Genomic DNA, 20,323 nt, shown 5'->3' with positions numbered 1-20,323 from the left:
TAGTTTTTAGAATTATTATGAAAGTTTCGGTTTTTCGCTTAAAAGGGACGCAAATGTATCGAATTAAATCTTATGAAAAAAGGGGTAAGCCAGAGATTTTTTAACGTATTGTGGTCAAAATGAGGAAAAAGAGAAAAAAGGAAGAGAGAAATTCAACGAAATAAAAACAAGAAGTACAAGCTATTGAATATCAATAAAATACGGATGTTAAAAATTCTGAATTCGACTCAATAATTCTGTCAGCTTTTAAGAAAAAAGCCAGACTCAGGCGATTTGGGTTTCGGAGATGTGATTGCTCACCTTTTCCATCAGCCACATTGGCGTAGAAGTAGCGCCACAAATTCCGACGGATTCAGCATTTTCGAACCAGTGCGGATCCAATTCTTCCACATCGGAAACAAAGTAACTTCTTGGGTTAACAGCATTGCAGACTTCAAACAAGGCCTTACCGTTCGAGCTTTTTTTACCACTAACGAAAATAATGACATCGTGCATGGCTGCAAATTTTTTCAATTGTGGCTCACGGTTACTCACCTGTCGGCAGATGGTATCATTGGAACTCAATAATTCTTCCCGGATTTCTTTTTCCTGAGCAGCAGCTGAACGTTGTTCAAGTAGACTTCTCATTTTCTCAAATCCTTTTGAACTCTTGGTAGTTTGAGAGAAAAAATAGACAGGACGAGAATAGTCTACTTTATCCAGATCCTCTTCATTACGAACGATGAGAGCTGTTCCGGCTGTTTGACCAACAAGTCCATTCACTTCAGCATGTCCTGTTTCACCGTAAATTACAATTTGTCCGCCTGTTTCAAGCACTTCATCAAAGCTGGTCCTTACCCTGTTTTGCAATTTCAATACAACAGGACAGGAAGCATCGATAAGCTCAATATTATTCTTCAATGCAATTTCATATGTCTCAGGAGGTTCGCCATGGGCACGAATCAGCACCTTACAATCGTGCAGGGTTCTTAAACGGTCGTGATCAATGATTTCAAGACCTTTGGCGGTTAATCTTTCTACTTCCTTATTGTTGTGAACGATATCACCAAGGCAATACAATTTGCCGGAAAGTTGCAATTCTTCTTCCGCTTTTTGAATGGCGTAAACCACTCCAAAACAAAATCCTGAGTGCGGATCAATGGTAACTTTCATGTTTGCAAAGATAGGGAAAAGAATTGGGAGGTTGCATGTTCGAGGTATTGGGTTATTAGGTTATTGGGTTATTAGGTTATTGGGTTATTAGGTTATTGGGTTATTAGGTTATTAGGTTATTAGGTTATTAGGTTATTAGGTTAAATTTTTAATGTTGGAATACTATCATTTAAAAATTTTATGGACTGTGTGTTAAACATTCATTTTAAATATTTCCTGTACATTTAGAGCTTGACAAATATTTCAACATTCATCATTCCAAACGCATTTATTATTTAAATATTGCTCATGAAACAAATCTACAGCCTCCTTTCACTGCTATTTTTCTTCAACCTTGCAAGCAAGGCTCAATTTTCTGTTGATCCTGCACATCCTTTTGCTATTTGCAATGCGAGTGATGTACAAAATAAAGTACATGCATTCTCTGTGAATGGGTCAGACTATCTGACAACCTGGATTGATAAAAGAAACGGGAGCGCAGGAAGTGCTTTGTATATTCAACATTTGGACTCATCGGGAGTACCATTACTTTCCGCCAATGGTCAGGCCATTTATACAACTGTTGGAAAAGAAATATGGGCATACGACATCGCGCCATGGCAGAATGGATTTCTTATCGCCTGGCTGGAAGGAGGATTTGGTTTAGGTGGTGATAGTTTATTTTGCGATTACATCGATGCATCCGGGAATCATTTGTGGAATCAACCGGTGAACGTTTCAAATAAAACCGCCAGTGTCATTTATGTTTCAGAATCCGGTTTAAAAGTGATGCCGAATGATTCAGGAGCATTCATAACATATAGTCTGACTTACGGTGGCGGTGCTGATGTTTTCAGTTTTAACAGAATTGATTTTGCCGGGAATCTTCATTGGCCTATAAATAACTTTTCCATCACTTTAAGCGGATACATTGCAGTTCCCCAATACGACAATCACAATGGATTTTATGTTGCCTCTTGCGGTGGTGGTATTGGTTCACCAATTAAAATGCAGCATTACGGGCTTGATGGTTTGGCAACTTTTCCTACGCTCATTGATATGACTCAAGGAGCAGGAGGCAGAAGTTCCGGATGGAATGTAATTTGTGATGCGGATACAAATGCATACCTGCTTTGGGATGATAATCTTGGGGATATTCAGATCTCGAAAACAGATCTCCGGGGAAATTTGATGTGGCCTACAAATTATAAAACTGTTTGTGGTTATTCAGGTGATCAATCAAGAACAGATTACATTATAAACGGCAATGATATTTATATCACCTGGTGTGATGGCCGTGCGCCGGCAGCAAATGCATTTATATACACTCAAAAGTTAGACACTTCGGGCACCGCGCAATGGACAACGGATGGTGTACTCGTGAGCAGCCTGAACAGCTATATCCCCTACCCTAAAATCACCATGGGTGCAAACGGGAATGTTGTGAATACTTATCTCACGGGTGGGGCATTTCGTGCGCAATGTCTGACTAGTGATAGTATCACTTTATGGCAGACCGACGGCATAGTTGTGGCCACAAACACAGCACCTTTTTATGCAGAATATGTTCTTGTTTCAGATCCGACAGGATCGGTTGCCGCATTCTGGACTGACAATTCAGATATTTATGGCGCACGTGTTTCACCATCCGGTACGCTGACAAATCTTGGAAATATTGTAACAGAAAAACCCGACGTATATCCGAATCCGGCTTCGGATCAGTTCGTTTTGAATTGCAAAAAACAATATTCAGAAATTGAAATTCGCATCAGCAACATCAGCGGACAAGAAATTTTCAGTAAAAATTATCATCACAACACTTCTTCACAGTTCACTCTTTCGACAAAAGGTCTGAGCTCCGGCTTGTATCTTATCCAGGTCGTAGCTGATGGAGATCGGTTTGTGAATAAACTTCTTGTGAAGTAAATGTGAGTTAGCCGGAAAACTTATTCAGAAAATCGGGTCCCTTTTTTAGGGAATGAAAAAATTCAGAGTCTATGCAGGAATCTGAACATTCAGTTTTTTTACAAGTTCTAAAGCGAATTCAAATTGTTCCTGTTCGTTCAGATCGGAGTTGTCGAGAATGATGGCATCTTCCGACTGGCGCAATGGGCTTTCTGAACGATGGGTATCAGTGTAGTCCCTGTCACGAATATTTTTCATCACTTCGTCAAAGGTGACCATGAAGCCTTTGTTATTCAGTTCATCGAAACGGCGTTTTGCCCTGACTTCATCACGTGCTGTCATGAAAATTTTCAATTCAGCATGGGGAAATACTTTGGTTCCGATATCCCGTCCGTCCATCACAATTCCTTTATGTACTCCATAACTTTGCTGGAGCTCAACCATACGATGCCGGATTTCAGGCACAGCACTCACGGGACTCACCCAATCCGATACTTTTAAATCACGGATTCGTTTTTCCACATTTAATCCGTTCAAAAAGACTTCAGATAAGCCGGTTTCCGGGTTTACATGAAAACTGATATGGATATTATCCATCAGACCTTCCAGCTGTTTTTGAGTCATTTCAGCCAGTTGTTCAAGCGAAATATCATGTTGCTGAACAAATAAAGTGACTGCGCGGTACATCGCTCCTGAATCAATGTAACTATAAGCCAGCTTCCTGGCAAGAGCTTTAGCCAAAGTACTCTTCCCGCAAGAAGAATATCCGTCAATTGCAATAATGATTTTTGGACTCTTGACAGACGGCTTTTCTTGCATAATAAAGGAACCTGTGGGGGGAATATTAAATCTGGACATGGCGGAATGGCAAAGAAACGAAGAAAAATGGAAACTCTTGGTATGGGGACGGAGGACGAGGGACGAGGGACGGGAGACGGAAGACGGGAGTATATACAATCTAACTCTGGAATACTGTCTCTCGTCCCTTGTCCCCCGACCCTCACATCGTCTTTGCCAACCTGACATGGGATATTGAACTTATTCCGCCATAATCCTATATTCGCTGCTCAGATTATTCTGGATGAGACGATTTTACTATTGTAGCGGTATCCTTACTGCGCTATTTTTTTTGTTAACGGTTCGCTCCTATTCTCAGGATATTCTTGTTCGTTTGAATAATGATTCTGTTAAAGTCAAAATCGTTGAGCTAACCGGAGAAAAGATTCGTTTTCGCTATCCGGGAATGAAAACAGGACCCATACTCGAAATTCCTAAAAATCAGGTAAAATCCGTCATTTATGAAAATGGAACCACTGTTACCATTATTTATAATCCATACGAAGTTTCAAAAGATCTATCCGTACCGGATAAAAAGCAAGCTATAAAAGGGGATATCATTGCTCCCTTCATGAATCATATTACGATCGGTTATGAGAGACGAATAAAACTCGGTTTAAATCTGGAAGTGAAAGGTGGAATAATCGGTTTCAGGATCAATGAGAGTTTAAAATATTCGGAAGGTTTCCTTGTGAAAGCAGGATTGAAATTTGTCAAATGCGGTGAAGGAATCTGGAAAGGTCTCAAATACAAAGACCCGCTCAAAGGGAGTTATTTCCGACCAGAAATAATTTTCAGTTCATTCAAAACATTTGAAAAACACAACATTATACGTTACACACATTATACGGTGAACATTGCTTTTGGTCGGCAGATGGTGCTGAACAGATGGTTTTTGTTTGATTGGTATGGAAGTATCGGAACAGGATTCAAAACAACCACTTACAATTTAAAATCTGATTACGACAGTAAGGAAGTAGATTTCAACTATGCATACTCTCACCTTTTCTTTGGAAAAAAACTCCCGCTGGTTTTTAGTGGAGGGATATCGGTGGGAGTGGTCTTTTGATTAGTGCTTAGTGCTTAGTGCTTAGTGCTTAGTGCTTAGTGCTTAGCTTTCGAGAAAAAAAAACTAAATTCTAAATTCTAACAACTAAAATCTAACAACTAAAAAAGAAATCATTTCTTCCTGGCAAACTCTGACAAATTTGTGCTGATTGAAAAATGGTTTGCAGAACCGGCGAGATGGTAATTTCCTCTGCCATAGCTCAGGATAAATTTGCTGATTTTTAATCCGAAGCCAAAAGAAAAACCGACTGTTCCTGTTCGGGTATCCACAAGCAGTTCACGTCGACGTTGAAAATTGTATGCAGCTCTCAGGTGAAAATTTTTGGAGAGAAGTATTTCGGTTCCTAAGATAAAATGTCTTGAAAATTTATTCCAAAAACCAATCGTTTTTACCTGTGCCTCTCCTGTTAAGGGATCAACATCGCCAAGATCATAAGGATCAGAATAAGAGAGATCGAATTTTTCGAGATGGCGGTAGGTGAGATTAAAACGTAAAGGAGTGTGTGCAAGTTTTTTGGATACCCCTAACAAGGCTTCTGTTGGAAGAGGCTCATTGTTTTTTTCGACGTAACTTTTTAATTGAGCACCAATATTCCGGGCTTCGAAAGTGATTGTCCACTGTTTTAATGAATCGTAAAAGGTTCCGGAGATATCCGCAGCCAGACCAAATGAATTATAGATATAATAATCACTGTAAATTCCTTTGATAGCTGCGCCAACTGAAAAATGAGAATTGTACTGATAACCCCAGCCGATGGTCAGGGCATAATCTGAGGCCTTGAAAGCACCCTGTACATCGCCATAAACATCAGTTTCTTTAAAATCACCATAATTTGCATAATGCATATTAGCCATGAATGTACCCGTTTTCCCAAAAGAATTTGCATAGGAAGCATCACCGAATTTAACACCATCAACATAAGTCACTGCACTCAATGCAATTGACTTGCTCATGGCAGGGTTCAACAGGGATGGAGCCTGCAGGGCGCTATTCAGATCATTGTCACGGACAGAAATCAATGTTCCACCCAGCGCTGCGATTCTTGCTGATGCCGGAACATTCAGAAATGAAAAAACAGATGAACCTCCTGTTTGGGCAAATGCTGAAATTGATAACAGCGAGAATAAGATTAGGAAGTAGTGTCTCTTCATGGATATGCAAAGAAAATAAAATTTCGACGTCTTTGGACAACGAAAGAAGAGTTGATTTATTGTCCTTCTTTCAATTCAATTTCAATTCATTCAGTTCAAGACCTTTATTCTGACACGACTTACTCAAAATCTTAACACTGAAGCTTTTCAAATAGCCTGAAAGTCTTGCTGAAAGATGCACTCAAGAAAATCAAGATGAATCGATCTAATCTCCGGTCATTCTTTTATGTACCTTTGCAAGTCCTCCCTTTCCGACAAATATTTATGTCTGCAGACCAAGAATTTCTCGAAATATATGGTGCCCGGGTTCACAACCTGAAAAACATTGATCTCACTTTCCCAAGGAATCAGCTTGTGGTGATCACCGGTCTCAGCGGTAGTGGAAAATCTTCACTTGCTTTTGATACCATTTACGCGGAAGGTCAACGACGATACCTCGAAAGTTTTTCCGCCTATGCACGACAGTTTCTTGGCAACATGGAACGTCCTGATGTGGACAAAATCAGTGGTCTGAGTCCTGTTATTTCCATTGAGCAAAAAACCACGAATCTTAATCCTCGCTCTACAGTCGGTACGATTACAGAAATTTATGATTTCCTCCGTCTGCTTTATGCCCGGGCATCAGAAGCTTATTCTTATGTGACCGGCGAGAAGATGATCAAGTTGAGCGATGATCAGATCATTGATCTTATCATTAAAAAATTCAAAGGCAGGAAAGTCATTATGCTTGCTCCTCTGGTAAAAGCCAGGAAAGGACATTATCGTGAACTTTTTGAGCAACTGATGCAACAAGGATATCTTCGTGTACGAACAGATGGACGAGTAGTTGAATTGAAAAAAGGACTTCAGCTTGACCGTTACAAAACACATGATATTGAATTGGTAGTGGACCGGTTGGAAGTCAGCGAAAGTTCCAAGCAAAGGCTTACGGAATCACTTGTACTTTCGATGAAGCTTGGCAAAGGATCCATTTTACTCGTTGACGCGGAAAAGGATAAAGAAAGCTATTACAGCCGTCACCTGATGTGTCCGACTTCAGGAATATCCTACGACGAGCCACAGCCAAATACCTTTTCTTTTAACTCACCTTATGGAGCCTGCAGGAAATGTAACGGTCTTGGGACCATTTCCGAAATAGATATCAAGAGTATCATCCCGGATCCGAAGATGAATATTAAATCGGGAGGAATTGTTCCTCTCGGTCCTCAAAAAGATACCTGGATTTTCAAACAACTGATTGCGCTTGGGAGAAAATACAATTTCAATCTCACAATGCCCATCGCTGAGATTCCGGAAGAATCATTGAACATTATTCTCTATGGTTCTGAAGATGTTTTGAATGTATCCATGGATTATTCGGGTGGCAATTCTTATCACCACGCTATAACCTATGAAGGGATTGTCAATTTTATCGTCAACCAGGACACGGAACAGACATCTAATTCCATGCGCAAATGGGTTCAAAGTTTCATGTTGCAGGTGGAGTGTCCGGAATGTCATGGTTCCAGACTAAAACAAGAATCGTTGAACTTCCGAATTCACGATAAGAATATTGCCGAATTAGCCGGGATGGATATTCTAGCTTTGGGCCAATGGTTTTCTTCCCTTGATTCAAAGTTGAACGCACGTCAGAAAAAAATCGGACAGGAAGTTATCAAAGAGATTCGTAAACGTATCCAGTTTTTGCTGGATGTAGGCCTGGATTATCTCACCCTGAATCGCAGTAGTAAATCCCTGAGCGGCGGGGAATCGCAGCGAATAAGGCTGGCAACACAAATCGGTTCACAGTTGGTGGGTGTATTGTATATTCTCGATGAGCCTAGTATTGGATTGCATCAGCGTGACAATGTGCGGCTGATTAAATCACTCCAGGATCTACGTGACACAGGAAACTCGGTGATCGTTGTGGAACACGATAAGGAAACCATCCTGGCCGCTGACTATGTGATTGATCTGGGTCCGGGTGCAGGAACTCACGGAGGAAAAGTTGTTGCGCAGGGTACACCAAAAGAAATTATGGAAGTAAAAAGTCTGACGACAGATTATTTGAATGGAACGCGTCAGATTACGATTCCAAAAATATTGCGAAAAGGTTCAGGCAAATTTCTCGAACTCAAGGGAGCCACAGGTCACAATCTGAAAAATGTAAACGTTAAGATTCCGCTGGGAAAATTTGTTTGCGTTACAGGAGTTTCCGGAAGCGGGAAATCATCGCTGATCAATGAGACCCTCTACCCTATTCTGAATCATCACTTTTTTGACGCGCATCAAAAACCATTGCCTTATACTTCCGTCACCGGACTGAATCATATTGACAAAGTCATCGAGATTGATCAGTCACCGATTGGCAGAACACCACGCTCGAATCCCGCGACGTATACGGGAGTATTTACGGATATCCGTAATCTTTTTGCCGCATTACCTGAAGCTGCAATACGCGGTTACCAAGCCGGAAGATTTTCTTTTAATGTAAAAGGTGGTCGTTGCGAAACCTGTCAGGGAGGCGGAATGCGGGTGATTGAAATGAATTTCCTTCCGGATGTTTATGTTGCTTGTGAAACCTGCAGAGGCAAACGTTACAATCGTGAAACGCTGGAAATCCGTTATCGTGGTAAATCCATCAGCGATGTACTCGACATGAGTATTGAGCAGGCTGTTGAATTTTTCAACAACATGCCGCATATTTTGCATAAAATAAAAACGCTTGAGGAAGTCGGTCTGGGATATATCACTCTGGGACAACAAAGCACTACATTGAGTGGTGGTGAAGCTCAACGTGTAAAACTGGCGACGGAATTATCCAAGCGAGACACCGGAAATACATTTTACATTCTCGATGAACCAACAACCGGATTGCATTTTGAAGATGTGAGGATACTGCTGGAAGTATTGAGTCGCCTTGTCGACAAAGGGAATACAGTGTTGGTGATTGAACACAACATGGATGTCATCAAGATCGCGGATCACATCATCGATCTGGGTCCTGAAGGCGGGCAACGTGGTGGAACGATTGTTTGTGAAGGCACGCCTGAGGAAATTATTAAAAACAAAAAAAGCATAACCGCTGAATTCCTGAAAAAAGAACTCCAGGAATACAAAGCTTTCGGAAACCTTAAACTCGCGAAGACGTAAAAGTCATTCTTCGGAATCGATTTGATTTTTCTGAACCTTCTGAAATTTCGGATCTTCTACTCTCTTTTCGATTCCGGAAGTTGTATATAAATTTTAAGACACACTATGAATTTTGATGAACTAAAAATCCGCAGAGCCTTTTCAGATAAAGACTGGCAGGAAATTAAAGCCCACGACACCTGGCAGATTTTCAAAATCATGTCGGAGTTTGTGGATGGTTTTGAAAAGCTGAGTAAAATCGGGCCTTGTGTTTCGATTTTCGGATCGGCACGTACCAAACCGGATCATGAATATTATAAACTGGCAGAGGAAATCGCTTACAAACTGACCAAGGAAGGTTATGGAATCATCACCGGTGGTGGTCCCGGAATCATGGAAGCCGCGAACAAAGGAGCCAAAACCGCAGGTGGTAAATCTGTAGGATTGAACATTGAACTGCCCTTCGAGCAGTCATCCAATCCTTACATCGATAGTGACAAGCTGATCACTTTTGACTACTTCTTTGTACGTAAACTGATGTTCATCAAGTATGCACAGGGATTTGTGGTACTTCCGGGTGGATTTGGTACTATGGACGAACTCTTTGAAGCGCTCACTCTCATCCAGACAAAAAAAATCGGAAAATTTCCGATCGTTATGGCCGGGAAAGAATATTGGGGAGGAATGTTTGACTGGATCAAATCAACCCTTATCCGCGAAAAAATGATTGAGCCAAGCGATCTGAATTTGCTGATGCTAGCAGAAGACGCTGATCATGCTGTGAAGCATATCAATGAATTCTATTCCCGATATCTCCTCAAACCGAATTTCTAATCACCTTCGAAAGGATAAAAGACCGGCTAATCACCGGTCTTTTTTATGGTTAATACGAGGACATTTTGGCTGACAAAAATTCCATCCCGATTCAAAAAAATGATGAACTGAGTGGCAATTCAGGTGTTCATTTCTTGCCTCTACCCTCTTCAAATGCAGTCTGAGCAACCCATTCAGAGCATTGTTCATCAGGAAAACGGACCGCTTAATCAGGTGTATGTTTTCAACATTGAACTTTGGATAACTGCCACAAAAACAAACCTTTTGCCTTCAACGCTTGGAGTATCTTGAGCCATCAATCCCTACTCAGATGTTCAAGCTACTTTCGGCATTTTTATCCGCCTCGATGTTGTTTATCCTCTCCTACTTTTTTGGCCCTGGAGAAACAATGCAAGTAAAAGTTCAGGCTCCGTCCAAAGTAAGACCAGGTGATTCTTTCATTTATCAATTGACCTTAAACAAGGGAAACCTGAATGGCTTTGGTCGTATTCAGGTATTTATTCCACAAGGCTTTTCAGTATCGCCAATGGAATTAAAAAACGCTCAATTTCTTTTCGAAGAAGATTATGTGAAATTTATCTGGGTTCAGCTCCCGGATGAAAGTGAATTTACGGTCAGCATGAAAGTACAGGTTGATGCTGCAGCTGAGGGTGAGAAATACCTGAATGGCGAAGTATCCTTTATCAAGGATGATAAAACAGAAAAACTTGCGCTTGATCAGGCCACTATTCTTCTGGATCCGACACTTCCACAGGAATCAGCGAATACAAAACCAGAAATCGAACGAAAACTGATCGCTCTTGCTCCTGAAAAAGGCGAATATCAGGTTGAGTTGATGATTCATCCGAACAAAGAAAACGGTGCTGCACGATTCATTGATGATATTCCGGAAGGATATGTCGCTTCAGTTGTTGATGCACACGGAGCAGAATTTTCTTTTACAGACCAATCGGCAATTTTCTCCTGGAAAGCTCTACCTGCGGAATCATCATTCAGTATTGTGTACAAAGTGAGTGCGGGTGAAAACAAACCATCACCGAATATCAACGGTATGCTTGTTTACGGTGATCAGATGCTGACTTCCAATTCAGGAGTCGCGATGCTTCAGGATACGGCAAGCAAGCAACCGGCAGACATCATTGTAGAATCCCTTGTGGAATCTGAAAATAACCGGACACTTGCTGCGGTTGAAACCAAGAGTGCCACGCCGGATTTAATTCTGCCTGCGCCACAAAGCGGGATCTATTACAAAGTTCAAATTTCCGCTACCCGTAAGAGTCCTGAACGTGACAATACCTGGTTTTCTACAAAATACAAATGGCAGAATTCTGTTGACCTGACCATGCATGAAGGCTGGAAAAAATATCTTATTGGCACTTTCAAGAATTATGCTGAGGCAAAAGCTTTTTGCAACCAAACTTCTGCCCAGGTTTCTGATGCCTTTGTTGTCGCCTATGATCAGGGGCAACGCATTCCGGTGCAAGAGGCTTTGAAAGCGAAAAATGAAAATCAATAATTTTTGACGAGAAAAAATATGCCTGTGAATCTGATTGCGAAGCGGATGATGAATACTTTGAACATTAAATACATCGGAATTGTAAAATTATTCCTTTTTATCCTGTTGGTTCTAAACAATAATTCTGTACAGGCTCAATCTGAATCGGATTCTACAGTAGAAAAAGTTCATCACCTTCCTGTCATCAGCATCGGACAAGGCGTTTTAAATTTCATTGGAGACATCGGTTATTCCCGTCTTAACCAGCCTTTCACTGCCCGTTCCGGATTTCAACTGGAAGTTCAGCATCATACTTCATCGCGTTTATCCATCGCGGCATTCATCTTATCAGGAAGAATTTTCGGAGAAGAAAAATCTCTGATGCGCACTTTGAATTTCCGTTCTTCCATGGTTGCTGAAGGAATCATGCTTCGTTTTGATTTCAGTTCAAAAAATAATTCGCAACAGATTTTAATTCCGTACATCACCGCCGGAGTAGAATATGTTTTTTTTCATGCCAAAGCGGATCTGAAGGATGCGAATGGCACCACCTATAATTACTGGAAAGACGGATCCATCCGTGATGTTGCGGAAGACGATACGGCAGCTTACAGAGCTGTTAAAATTCACAGAGATTATACTTACGAGACCGATTTGCGTGACGCGAACATTGATGGTTTCGGAAAATACCGACAAGGTTCCTGGGCTTTCCCCGTTGGTGCAGGTGCAAGATTCAGGATCTCCGGGAGATGTTCAATGCATTTCAGTTCCGTTGTTCACCTGATCAATTCTGATCTCGTTGAAGGCGTCACATCTGAGAGTGTCGGAAGCCGTCAGGGTAATGCAAAAAACGACAAGGTTGTTTATACATCCGTTTCTTTCAGGTATGACTTGTCGGCACCGAGGGATGTACCGAAGAAAAACAAAACCAAAATCCGCAAGGAAGACGTCGAACATGTTGACTTCAACGCGCTTGCAAAAGAAGATGCTGACCTTGACGGAATTCCGGATGTTCTGGATGATTCTTCCGCTACTCCACAGAACAATAAAGTAAAAATGAACGGAAAACCACTGGATGTCGACGATGATGGAATTCCGGATTACCGCGACAAAGAGCTGAATTCACCGAAAGACGCAGTGGTAAATACAGATGGCGAAACCATCACGGAAGAAATGATTGAGAAAAAATTCCGCGAAGATTCACTCGCCGCCCTTCCTGCATTGATTGAGTACATTCAAAGTTACGATCGTCTCACTCAGCGTAATCCGAATATCGAAAAAAGAGACGCGGTAAAACCAAACGGTATGCCTGCGGATATCACCATTATTCCTTCGCTCTACAGGAGACTTGACAAGGATCTCAACGGTATCATTTCACCTAAAGAAATTTCTTTTGCAATCGATGATTATATGGCAGGAAAATCTGCTTACTCGGTGCAGGAGTTTTATAATTTGATTGATTTCTTCTTTAGCCAGCGGTAATGAATTATGAGTTATGAATTATGAGTTATGAGTTATGAGTTCCGGGATTGAGGAGTGAGATCTTTTTGAATTTTGAATTTTAAATTTTGAATTTCCTTCCATTGGTCATTTTTTTTGTGATTTGGAGTGTTTTTGTGGCTTTTCTTTAAAACAATTTGTAAGTTATTGGGTGATTTTGGGTTAACTACTTTTTATCTTTTGAGTATCAGACAATACTATAAAAGCGGAAAATCCCGTTTGAATCAAATTTTTTAATTCGAAATTATGTCGGAACAACTTTTACAGATTCTCGTGGTGGAAGACGATGAATTGGACAGGATGATCATGAAGCGTGCTTTGAACGGATCAGGAATGAAACATGAACTGCATTTTGCAGAAGATCATGAAAGTGGAAAAGCAGCAGCTGAGGGAAAGGAATACGATTGCATTTTCCTGGACTACAATCTTCCCGGAGGAACAGGTCTTGAGCTGCTCAAAGAAATCAGAGCAGCTAAAAACACCTCGCCAATCATTCTCGTTACCAGTCAGGGTGATGAAAAGATCGCTGTTGAAGCCATGAAAAATGGCGCGAATGATTATATCCCGAAAAGTCTTTTGTCGGCTGATGGTATCGCGCAAACAGTGCGATTTATGGTGACATTGAAATCGCAGGAGAAACAAAGGTTGCTGCTTGAACAACAGTTGAAAGAAACTGAAAGGCGTTTAAAAACTGTTGTTGCAAATTCTCCGATCATCCTGTTTGCATTGGATGAGCAGGCGCAATTTACCTTGTTTGAAGGAAAAGGTCTGGAATCGATGGGAATTCAAAAAGAAGAATTTATCGGAGAATCCATTCATTCAATTCAGCGAATTCCTATTCACGAAGAAAATTACCGTAAGGCGATGAATGGCGAAGAAACTACTTCTGTAATGGAAGTATCTTCCCGTTATTTTGAAATATTTTATACTCCTATTCAATCCGAAGATCACGCGATTGTCGGAGTCATCGGTGTTGTATCCGATATCACAGGTCACAAGCGGGCGGAAGAGGAATTAAAAACTGCCATGACGTTGGCGGAAGAAACAGCCCGACTCAAGGAACAATTCCTTGCGAACATGAGTCATGAGATCCGGACTCCGATGAATGGAATCATTGGGCTGACAAGAATTCTGTTGAATACCGGATTGAGTGAAGAGCAATTGAAGTTCCTGCAATCGATCAAAGTATGTTCTGACAACCTCCTGGTGATCATCAATGATATCCTTGATTTGTCGAAGATTGAAGCAGGAAAAATGAGCTTCGAAAGTGTTCCTTTCCGGATTCAGGATCTTGCCAGACACGCACTGGAATTGTTCCAGTCGAAAGCGGATGAACATTCTATTCAATTGGTATCAGAAATAGATCGTGATATTCCGGAAGCTATTTGCGGGGACCCTACCCGACTCAGTCAGATTCTGAACAACCTGATGAGCAATGCTATCAAATTCACGAATGAAGGCGAGGTTAGTCTGATCATACGAATGAGAAGTAAAAGGGATGAACAGGTTACAATTGATTTTGAAATAAAAGACAGCGGTATTGGAATTCCTGAAGGAAGTCTGAATAGTATTTTTGAAAGCTTTACTCAGGCCAGCACAGATACAACACGAAAGTTTGGAGGAACAGGACTTGGACTCACGATTGTGAAACGTCTGATTGAATTACAGGGAGGAAACATCGGAGTCCGGAGTAAGGTTGGTGTTGGAACCACCTTCTTCTTTCATCTCAGTTTTGCCATCGCAAAAGAAGAACAGTTGAATGTAAAAGTCACGGAAGTAAAAGACAATATCTCCACTTCACATCTGAGAATCCTTGTTGCGGAGGATAATCCCATCAATCAGCTCATTGTGAAAAAACTTTTTGCCGACTGGCAAACACCCATTGAGTTTGCGGATAACGGTAAAATCGCGATCGAAAAGTTGAACAATTCAAGTTTTGACCTTGTATTGATGGACATTCAGATGCCTGAAATGGATGGGTATACGGCGGTAAATATCATTCGAAATGAATTGCCGGATCATCTGAAAAGGATTCCGATCATGGCCATGACCGCCCATGCTACTCAAAATGAGCGAGAAAAGTGTCTGGCAGCAGGAATGGATGAGTACATCAGCAAGCCATTTGAACCTTCGGAGTTAAAAAAGAAGATCATAGAGCTAACCAAACTCAATAATCCTTCGTTGAACAATGCTCAGTTGGATTCAAATGAGTCCAAATCTGAGTCAATAATGAAAGCAAAACAGGAACCTTCTGAATCATCCAATCAGGAAGATCAGCGTAATTCCCTGCAGACTCCAAACCTGGTGATTGAGAATCCTTCCAGACGTAAGGAACCTGTAATTTCGGAGCAGCAGATCAACCTCACCTATCTTAAACAGATTGCGGAAGGCAACGATTCATTCATCATTGAAATGATTGAAATGTTTTTGAACAAGACACCTCAGGCAATGGAAACTCTGGATGCATCATTCAGGAATAAAAACTGGGAAGAGTTAAAACAAATCGCTCACCGTATCAAGCCTTCCTTTGGTTATATCGGTTTACCGGACACTCAAAAAATGCTTGCTGAAATTGAAAAGCTCAGTGAAGAGCATACCAATCCTGAACGTTTAGCAGAGCTGGTGGAAGAAGTTTGTCAGTTCAGCAAATCGGTTTTCAAGCAGTTGGAAAACGCTCTCACCGATCTGAAATAATTGTTTCGTTTTCACGGGGAATTGTACTTCCTTTTAAACGATATTCTGTACGTAATATGAATTCTAAGCCCGGAAAAACTTCCGGGCTTTTTACTGTATAAATAGTTTACTTTTCATGTTAATTAAGATTGAAATGACAGTCATTCTCACTAATTTTCATCCGAATTAAATAGTATCTTAGCCCTTTCTTTTCATACAGAATAAACTATGAAAGTTCTAGTTTGCGAAGACGATGAAATGGTCCTGAAAATGGTGGAGTTCCGCCTTCAGAAGGAAGGTTATGAAGTCCACCTGGCGAAAGACGGGAAAGAGGCTTTGGACAAAATCGCTTCACTTCGACCGGATATCATTATCACGGACATCATGATGCCCTATCTCACAGGACTCGAAATTGTGCATCAGGTTCGCAAACAATTGGGTATGGATACTCCCATCATTATTGTATCTTCTATCGGGCTTGAGAAAACCGTTTTGGAAGCCTTTCAGCTCGGAGCTGACGACTTCATTACCAAGCCATTCAGTCCAAATGAACTGTCTGTCAGGGTAAAAAAATTATTAATGAAATCCGCCTGATTTTTAAACTTAAATTCACGATTTCCGTACACTTTCTTTACCCTTTCCAGCTTCAATTCAAACCGGCCGGATTTTCCGGATATTGAAAAGAAATGGGAATTCCCTTATGATTGGAATAAAACCACAACATCTGTTTTGCTTACTCCTACTCCTGATCTGGAGTCCGGGAAAGATTTTGGCACAATCAAAAGGAGCAGATACCCTGGTGGTAGTTACTGACACAACCAATATCGACGCGTTATTCAAGAAGGCAAGAGATTACAGTTTCCAGGGAAACAATCAACAAGCGCGCAGGATCTGTGTTAAAATTCTCGAGAAGAAACCGGGTTATTATGATGTTCGCACGTTCATGGGTCGCACTTATGCCTGGGACAAACGTTACGATGAAGCACGGGTGGAATTCAGTCGGGTACTTATTGAAAAGGAAGATGACATTGAAGCCCTTGGAGCTTTGATTGACGTGGAAATGTGGACTGAGAATTTTAAGGTCGCTGCTGATTATCTGAAAATAGGTCTGGGGTATTACCCGACTTCCGAAGATCTGATGTTGAGGAAAGCCAAATTGCAGATGAAGCTCGATCAGGAAGAAAGTGCTTCGCTGACATTAAGAAGAATTCTCGATTTGAATCCGGGAAATAAGGAAGCGTTGAAGTTATTGAACAGCATGACCGCGAATCGTCTCAGCAATCGTTTCCAGCTTGCCTTCAATACTGATTTTATTGATAAGGAAAGTACACCACAAAAGCTGGCTTCCGGTGAAATCGGAAGAAGTTTTGCATTTGGATCCATTTCCTACCGGGCAAGCTATGCAGAACGTTTCAGCAAGAAAGGTTTACAATCAGAAGTGGATGGCTATCTCCGTTTTGTGAAGTCAAATTATTTTTATCTGAATGTCGGATTCAGTGATTCTCAGATCTTCCCTGAACTGCGTGCAGGTGCAGAAATTTATCAAAAGATTCCCGCGGGTTTTGAATTATCCGGAGGATTCCGTTATCTGCAGTTTTCAAATCCGGGGACAAAAATATATACGGCGAGTTTGGGAAATTACTTCCGTAACTTCTGGTTTGCTGCCAGAATTTACCTCACTCCCAAATCAACCATTGAAACAAATGATTTTCTGAAAAAATCTTCACAAACACTAATTCTCAACATCCGGAACTATTTTGGTGACGCGGATAATTATTTTGGTTTACGTTTTGGAAAGGGCCAGTCACCGGATGAACGCACACAGTTTGATCAGTCGAGTATACTGTTTCTCCAATCCATTCAGGGCGGTATCGAGTACCAGCGTCTCGCCTTTGGCCGATGGGTGATAAAGGGTGAAATGGGTTACTCCACTGAAGAAACAAGGTTTGATTCCAATCAGAACGCTGTCAAACAGCAACGGATTACAATGGGTATTATCCTTAAAACAATATTTTAATTGCATATCATGAATAAATTCCTGTTCCGCCTGTTGATGATTGTCGCGATACAGATATCTGTAGTCGCGCAGTTCGTCTCAGCACAGAAAACGACTACACCTTCAACCGCTCCTGCTCCTTCCGAAAAAAAGAGTAAGGATTATGGAAAAGAATTTTTCGGGAAGGATTCCATTCATGTTATTCGACTTTATTTTGCTCAATGCAATTACTGGGACTCTCTGGCCATTTATAAAAAACTGAACGATTCACTTGAAACCACACAGTATCTTCAGGCTGCCGTGGTTATCGACGGAAAAAAATTCTATACCTGCGGATTGCGTTTCAAGGGAGAGTCTTCCTACGATTTCTATCCGGGAAAGAAAAAACCATTCCGTATCAAATTTGACAAATTCATCAAGGGACAGAATTTCAATGGTCTTGAAGACCTCAACCTCACGAACAATTTCAAGGATCCGACTATGATTCGTGAAAAAATTTATTTGGATCTGATGAATAAACACGGGCTTCCCGCTCCCCGTGCGACTTTCGCGAAGGTGTATGTGAACGACAAATATTGGGGATTGTATCTCGCGAACGAAAATATCGACAATGTATTTCTCGAAACACGCTTTGGCAATTCCAAAGGAAATTTATACCAGGGAGAGCCGATGGCGAATTTTGTTTATCTCGGAAATGACCAGGATAAATACTGGCCACATTATATTCTGAAAACAAATAAAACAAAAAACGACTGGAGCGACCTGGTGAAATTTATCAAAGTCATCAACGACACCATGCTTCGTGAAGAAGATTACCTGAAAAAACTAAATGCCGCATTTGATCTGAATAGCTGTTTGTATGCCTGGGCCATCAACAACCTGATCGGAAATATTGATGCTTACAACATGTTTTATCCGCACAACTTCTTCGTGTATCATGACAGCACCACTTTGAAATGGAACTGGATCTCATTGGACGGGAACTACTCTTTTGCCGCATGGAATCCAATCATGAATCTCCCGCAGCTTACCCGCATGAGTATCATGGTTCCTGATTCTACGCCCTATAAAGGAGCAAGACCATTGCTCGACCGAACATTGGGAAAAAGCAAAGTTGTACAGAAAAAATATCTTGAAATTATTGAAGAGTTAATGACCACCGATTTTTCTCCCGAAAGAATGAATCACATCATTGACAGTTTAACCATTCGTATTCGCGTTTCTGTTTACGCGGATATTAATAAAATGTACTCCAATACTGATTACGATACAAACATTTCATCCACGATCGGTGATCCGCTGGATCCGGGTAATTTTATTCCCGGACTCAAATCCTATCTTTCGGAAAGAAGACAAAATATTCTGAACGAACTGGAGGCTTTGAAGAAGAACCTGAATTAATTTCATTGATATTGAATCCCAGAAATTCCTCAATATAAAATCATTCAACAGAATAAGAGACTCTAAGCACTTTGCATCACTTATTACAAATAGACTGGACGGATTTACAATACACAGCTGACGAAGTTAGCAGAGACGTGTATAGTTTCCCCGTGCATATCCGTGTACTGATCGGGGTTACCATCCTGTTCCTTGCGATTATCCTGGTTTTGCTCGGTGTAATTATGGGCAGCAGGATTTATAAAACGCAGCGTGAAAATAAAAGAATATTTTTGCGAAAAAAATACCAGCCTGTTTTCACAAGGATCCTTTTTGAAAGCGATGAAGCATTGAGTGATGAAGAAGTATATAAACTGTTTGAAGAAACAGATCTGAAAATCCCTTATCACCGGGAAATCATCAACAATGAGATCATTCACCTGCACTCGAACTTTACCGGGGATGCTGCCCTCCGTCTTGAAAAGCTGTTTGTACAATTACTCTTTCACGAAGATTCCATTCGTCGACTAAAAAGTACTCAATGGCATCTGGTTGCAAAATCGATGCGGGAGCTTGCCTTGATGAATGTCAGGGAAGCACATCCCATCCTGGCAAAATTCCTGAATTCAAAGAATGAAATTTTGAGGATGGAAGCGCGTGTGGCGATGATGAAGCTCAGCGAATCGGAACCACTGTCTTTCTTATCAAAAGAAACAGAACCTCTTACCGACTGGGACAAGGCGAATATCCATGCGATGCTTACGCGCATGGAATCACCGGTCATTCCTGATTTTTCAATATGGTTGAATTCACCCAACAAAACGGTGATCCATTTTTGTATCATGATGATCGGGTATTATCGTCAGCAGGAATCAGCGGATGTATTGGTAAGGATTCTGAATCATGAGGATGAAATAATCCGTCTTGCGGTTGTCAGAGCTTTACGCGATCTGAACGCGAGGAGTGCGGAAGAAAGTCTGATCACCCTCTACCCTCTTGAAACTTCCGAAATTCAGTTTGAAATACTCAAAACACTTGAAGTGATTGGCAGGGAGAAATCCACCTCCCTCCTTGAAAAAATCCTCAGGCATCCGATTACAGAATACAGGCTTGCCATTCAGGCTGTTCGTTCACTTATGATAACAGCTGTCAATGGACCTCAAAAAGTTCAGGACATGCTTCGTACAGGGGAGCCGACCTTGCAAATGATCATTCGGCACGCGCTGGACAAACGACTTTAA

14 protein-coding genes are annotated in these 20,323 nt (G+C 41.2%); 11 read left to right on the top strand and 3 right to left on the bottom strand.

The genetic code is table 11. The features are described from left to right. Positions 1 to 264: 264 nt before the first annotated feature. On the bottom strand, positions 265 to 1,152 hold the full coding sequence (locus IPP86_11780) for a 4-hydroxy-3-methylbut-2-enyl diphosphate reductase (protein MBL0139193.1): 888 nt from the start codon (positions 1,150 to 1,152) through the stop codon (positions 265 to 267). Positions 1,153 to 1,440: 288 nt separating this feature from the next. Between IPP86_11780 and IPP86_11775 the strand changes: the two genes are divergently transcribed. Next, a complete protein-coding gene (locus IPP86_11775) occupies positions 1,441 to 3,057 on the top strand; it encodes a T9SS type A sorting domain-containing protein (GenBank protein MBL0139192.1) in 1,617 nt (538 codons plus the stop codon). 69 nt (positions 3,058 to 3,126) lie between these two features. Here IPP86_11775 and IPP86_11770 read toward each other — a convergent pair whose 3' ends face one another. Next, positions 3,127 to 3,855: a (d)CMP kinase gene (locus IPP86_11770; protein MBL0139191.1), complete on the bottom strand. Its 729-nt coding sequence runs from the start codon at positions 3,853 to 3,855 to the stop codon at positions 3,127 to 3,129. 262 nt (positions 3,856 to 4,117) lie between these two features. On the opposite strand from IPP86_11770, the gene IPP86_11765 reads away from it, so the two are divergent. After that, positions 4,118 to 4,942 (top strand): hypothetical protein, encoded by an 825-nt coding sequence (locus tag IPP86_11765; GenBank protein ID MBL0139190.1) that lies wholly within the window; start codon positions 4,118 to 4,120, stop codon positions 4,940 to 4,942. A 110-nt stretch (positions 4,943 to 5,052) separates the two neighbouring features. Here IPP86_11765 and porQ read toward each other — a convergent pair whose 3' ends face one another. Next, a complete protein-coding gene (gene porQ, locus IPP86_11760; protein MBL0139189.1) occupies positions 5,053 to 6,093 on the bottom strand; it encodes a type IX secretion system protein PorQ in 1,041 nt (346 codons plus the stop codon). Positions 6,094 to 6,357: 264 nt separating this feature from the next. On the opposite strand from porQ, the gene uvrA reads away from it, so the two are divergent. From uvrA to IPP86_11715, 9 genes are all read left to right on the top strand, one after another. Further along, positions 6,358 to 9,225 (top strand): excinuclease ABC subunit UvrA, encoded by a 2,868-nt coding sequence (gene uvrA, locus IPP86_11755; protein ID MBL0139188.1) that lies wholly within the window; start codon positions 6,358 to 6,360, stop codon positions 9,223 to 9,225. A 105-nt stretch (positions 9,226 to 9,330) separates the two neighbouring features. Beyond that, positions 9,331 to 10,038 (top strand): TIGR00730 family Rossman fold protein, encoded by a 708-nt coding sequence (locus IPP86_11750; protein MBL0139187.1) that lies wholly within the window; start codon positions 9,331 to 9,333, stop codon positions 10,036 to 10,038. A gap of 310 nt (positions 10,039 to 10,348) precedes the next feature. Beyond that, a complete protein-coding gene (locus tag IPP86_11745) occupies positions 10,349 to 11,554 on the top strand; it encodes a hypothetical protein (protein ID MBL0139186.1) in 1,206 nt (401 codons plus the stop codon). A gap of 3 nt (positions 11,555 to 11,557) precedes the next feature. Next, positions 11,558 to 13,015, top strand: a complete 1,458-nt coding sequence (locus tag IPP86_11740; GenBank protein MBL0139185.1) for a hypothetical protein — start codon at positions 11,558 to 11,560, stop codon at positions 13,013 to 13,015. Between the two features lie 264 nt (positions 13,016 to 13,279). Beyond that, positions 13,280 to 15,727: a response regulator gene (locus IPP86_11735; protein MBL0139184.1), complete on the top strand. Its 2,448-nt coding sequence runs from the start codon at positions 13,280 to 13,282 to the stop codon at positions 15,725 to 15,727. Positions 15,728 to 15,934: 207 nt separating this feature from the next. Beyond that, positions 15,935 to 16,300 (top strand): response regulator transcription factor, encoded by a 366-nt coding sequence (locus tag IPP86_11730; GenBank protein MBL0139183.1) that lies wholly within the window; start codon positions 15,935 to 15,937, stop codon positions 16,298 to 16,300. A gap of 106 nt (positions 16,301 to 16,406) precedes the next feature. Continuing rightward, a complete protein-coding gene (yaiO, locus tag IPP86_11725) occupies positions 16,407 to 17,723 on the top strand; it encodes a YaiO family outer membrane beta-barrel protein (protein MBL0139182.1) in 1,317 nt (438 codons plus the stop codon). A gap of 9 nt (positions 17,724 to 17,732) precedes the next feature. Then, positions 17,733 to 19,103, top strand: coding sequence for a CotH kinase family protein (locus tag IPP86_11720; protein MBL0139181.1), 1,371 nt, complete (start codon positions 17,733 to 17,735; stop codon positions 19,101 to 19,103). 71 nt (positions 19,104 to 19,174) lie between these two features. Next, positions 19,175 to 20,323 (top strand): HEAT repeat domain-containing protein, encoded by a 1,149-nt coding sequence (locus IPP86_11715; protein MBL0139180.1) that lies wholly within the window; start codon positions 19,175 to 19,177, stop codon positions 20,321 to 20,323.

This window comes from Bacteroidota bacterium, from assembly GCA_016720935.1.
GTDB lineage: Bacteria > Bacteroidota > Bacteroidia > AKYH767-A > 2013-40CM-41-45 > JADKJP01.
The sequence above is the reverse complement of the archived record's forward strand: the minus strand, read 5'-3'. Positions and strand labels throughout refer to the sequence as shown.

Excerpts from the sequence above, each read along its gene's own strand:
- IPP86_11750 (MBL0139187.1), top strand. The coding sequence starts at position 9,331 with ATGAATTTTGATGAACTAAAAATCCGCAGAGCCTTTTCAGATAAAGAC.
- IPP86_11720 (MBL0139181.1), top strand. The coding sequence starts at position 17,733 with ATGAATAAATTCCTGTTCCGCCTGTTGATGATTGTCGCGATACAGATA.
- IPP86_11780 (MBL0139193.1), bottom strand. The coding sequence starts at position 1,152 with ATGAAAGTTACCATTGATCCGCACTCAGGATTTTGTTTTGGAGTGGTT.
- uvrA (MBL0139188.1), top strand. The coding sequence starts at position 6,358 with ATGTCTGCAGACCAAGAATTTCTCGAAATATATGGTGCCCGGGTTCAC.
- IPP86_11745 (MBL0139186.1), top strand. The coding sequence starts at position 10,349 with ATGTTCAAGCTACTTTCGGCATTTTTATCCGCCTCGATGTTGTTTATC.
- porQ (MBL0139189.1), bottom strand. The coding sequence starts at position 6,093 with ATGAAGAGACACTACTTCCTAATCTTATTCTCGCTGTTATCAATTTCA.
- yaiO (MBL0139182.1), top strand. The coding sequence starts at position 16,407 with ATGATTGGAATAAAACCACAACATCTGTTTTGCTTACTCCTACTCCTG.
- IPP86_11735 (MBL0139184.1), top strand. The coding sequence starts at position 13,280 with ATGTCGGAACAACTTTTACAGATTCTCGTGGTGGAAGACGATGAATTG.
- IPP86_11775 (MBL0139192.1), top strand. The coding sequence starts at position 1,441 with ATGAAACAAATCTACAGCCTCCTTTCACTGCTATTTTTCTTCAACCTT.
- IPP86_11770 (MBL0139191.1), bottom strand. The coding sequence starts at position 3,855 with ATGCAAGAAAAGCCGTCTGTCAAGAGTCCAAAAATCATTATTGCAATT.
- IPP86_11730 (MBL0139183.1), top strand. The coding sequence starts at position 15,935 with ATGAAAGTTCTAGTTTGCGAAGACGATGAAATGGTCCTGAAAATGGTG.
- IPP86_11765 (MBL0139190.1), top strand. The coding sequence starts at position 4,118 with ATGAGACGATTTTACTATTGTAGCGGTATCCTTACTGCGCTATTTTTT.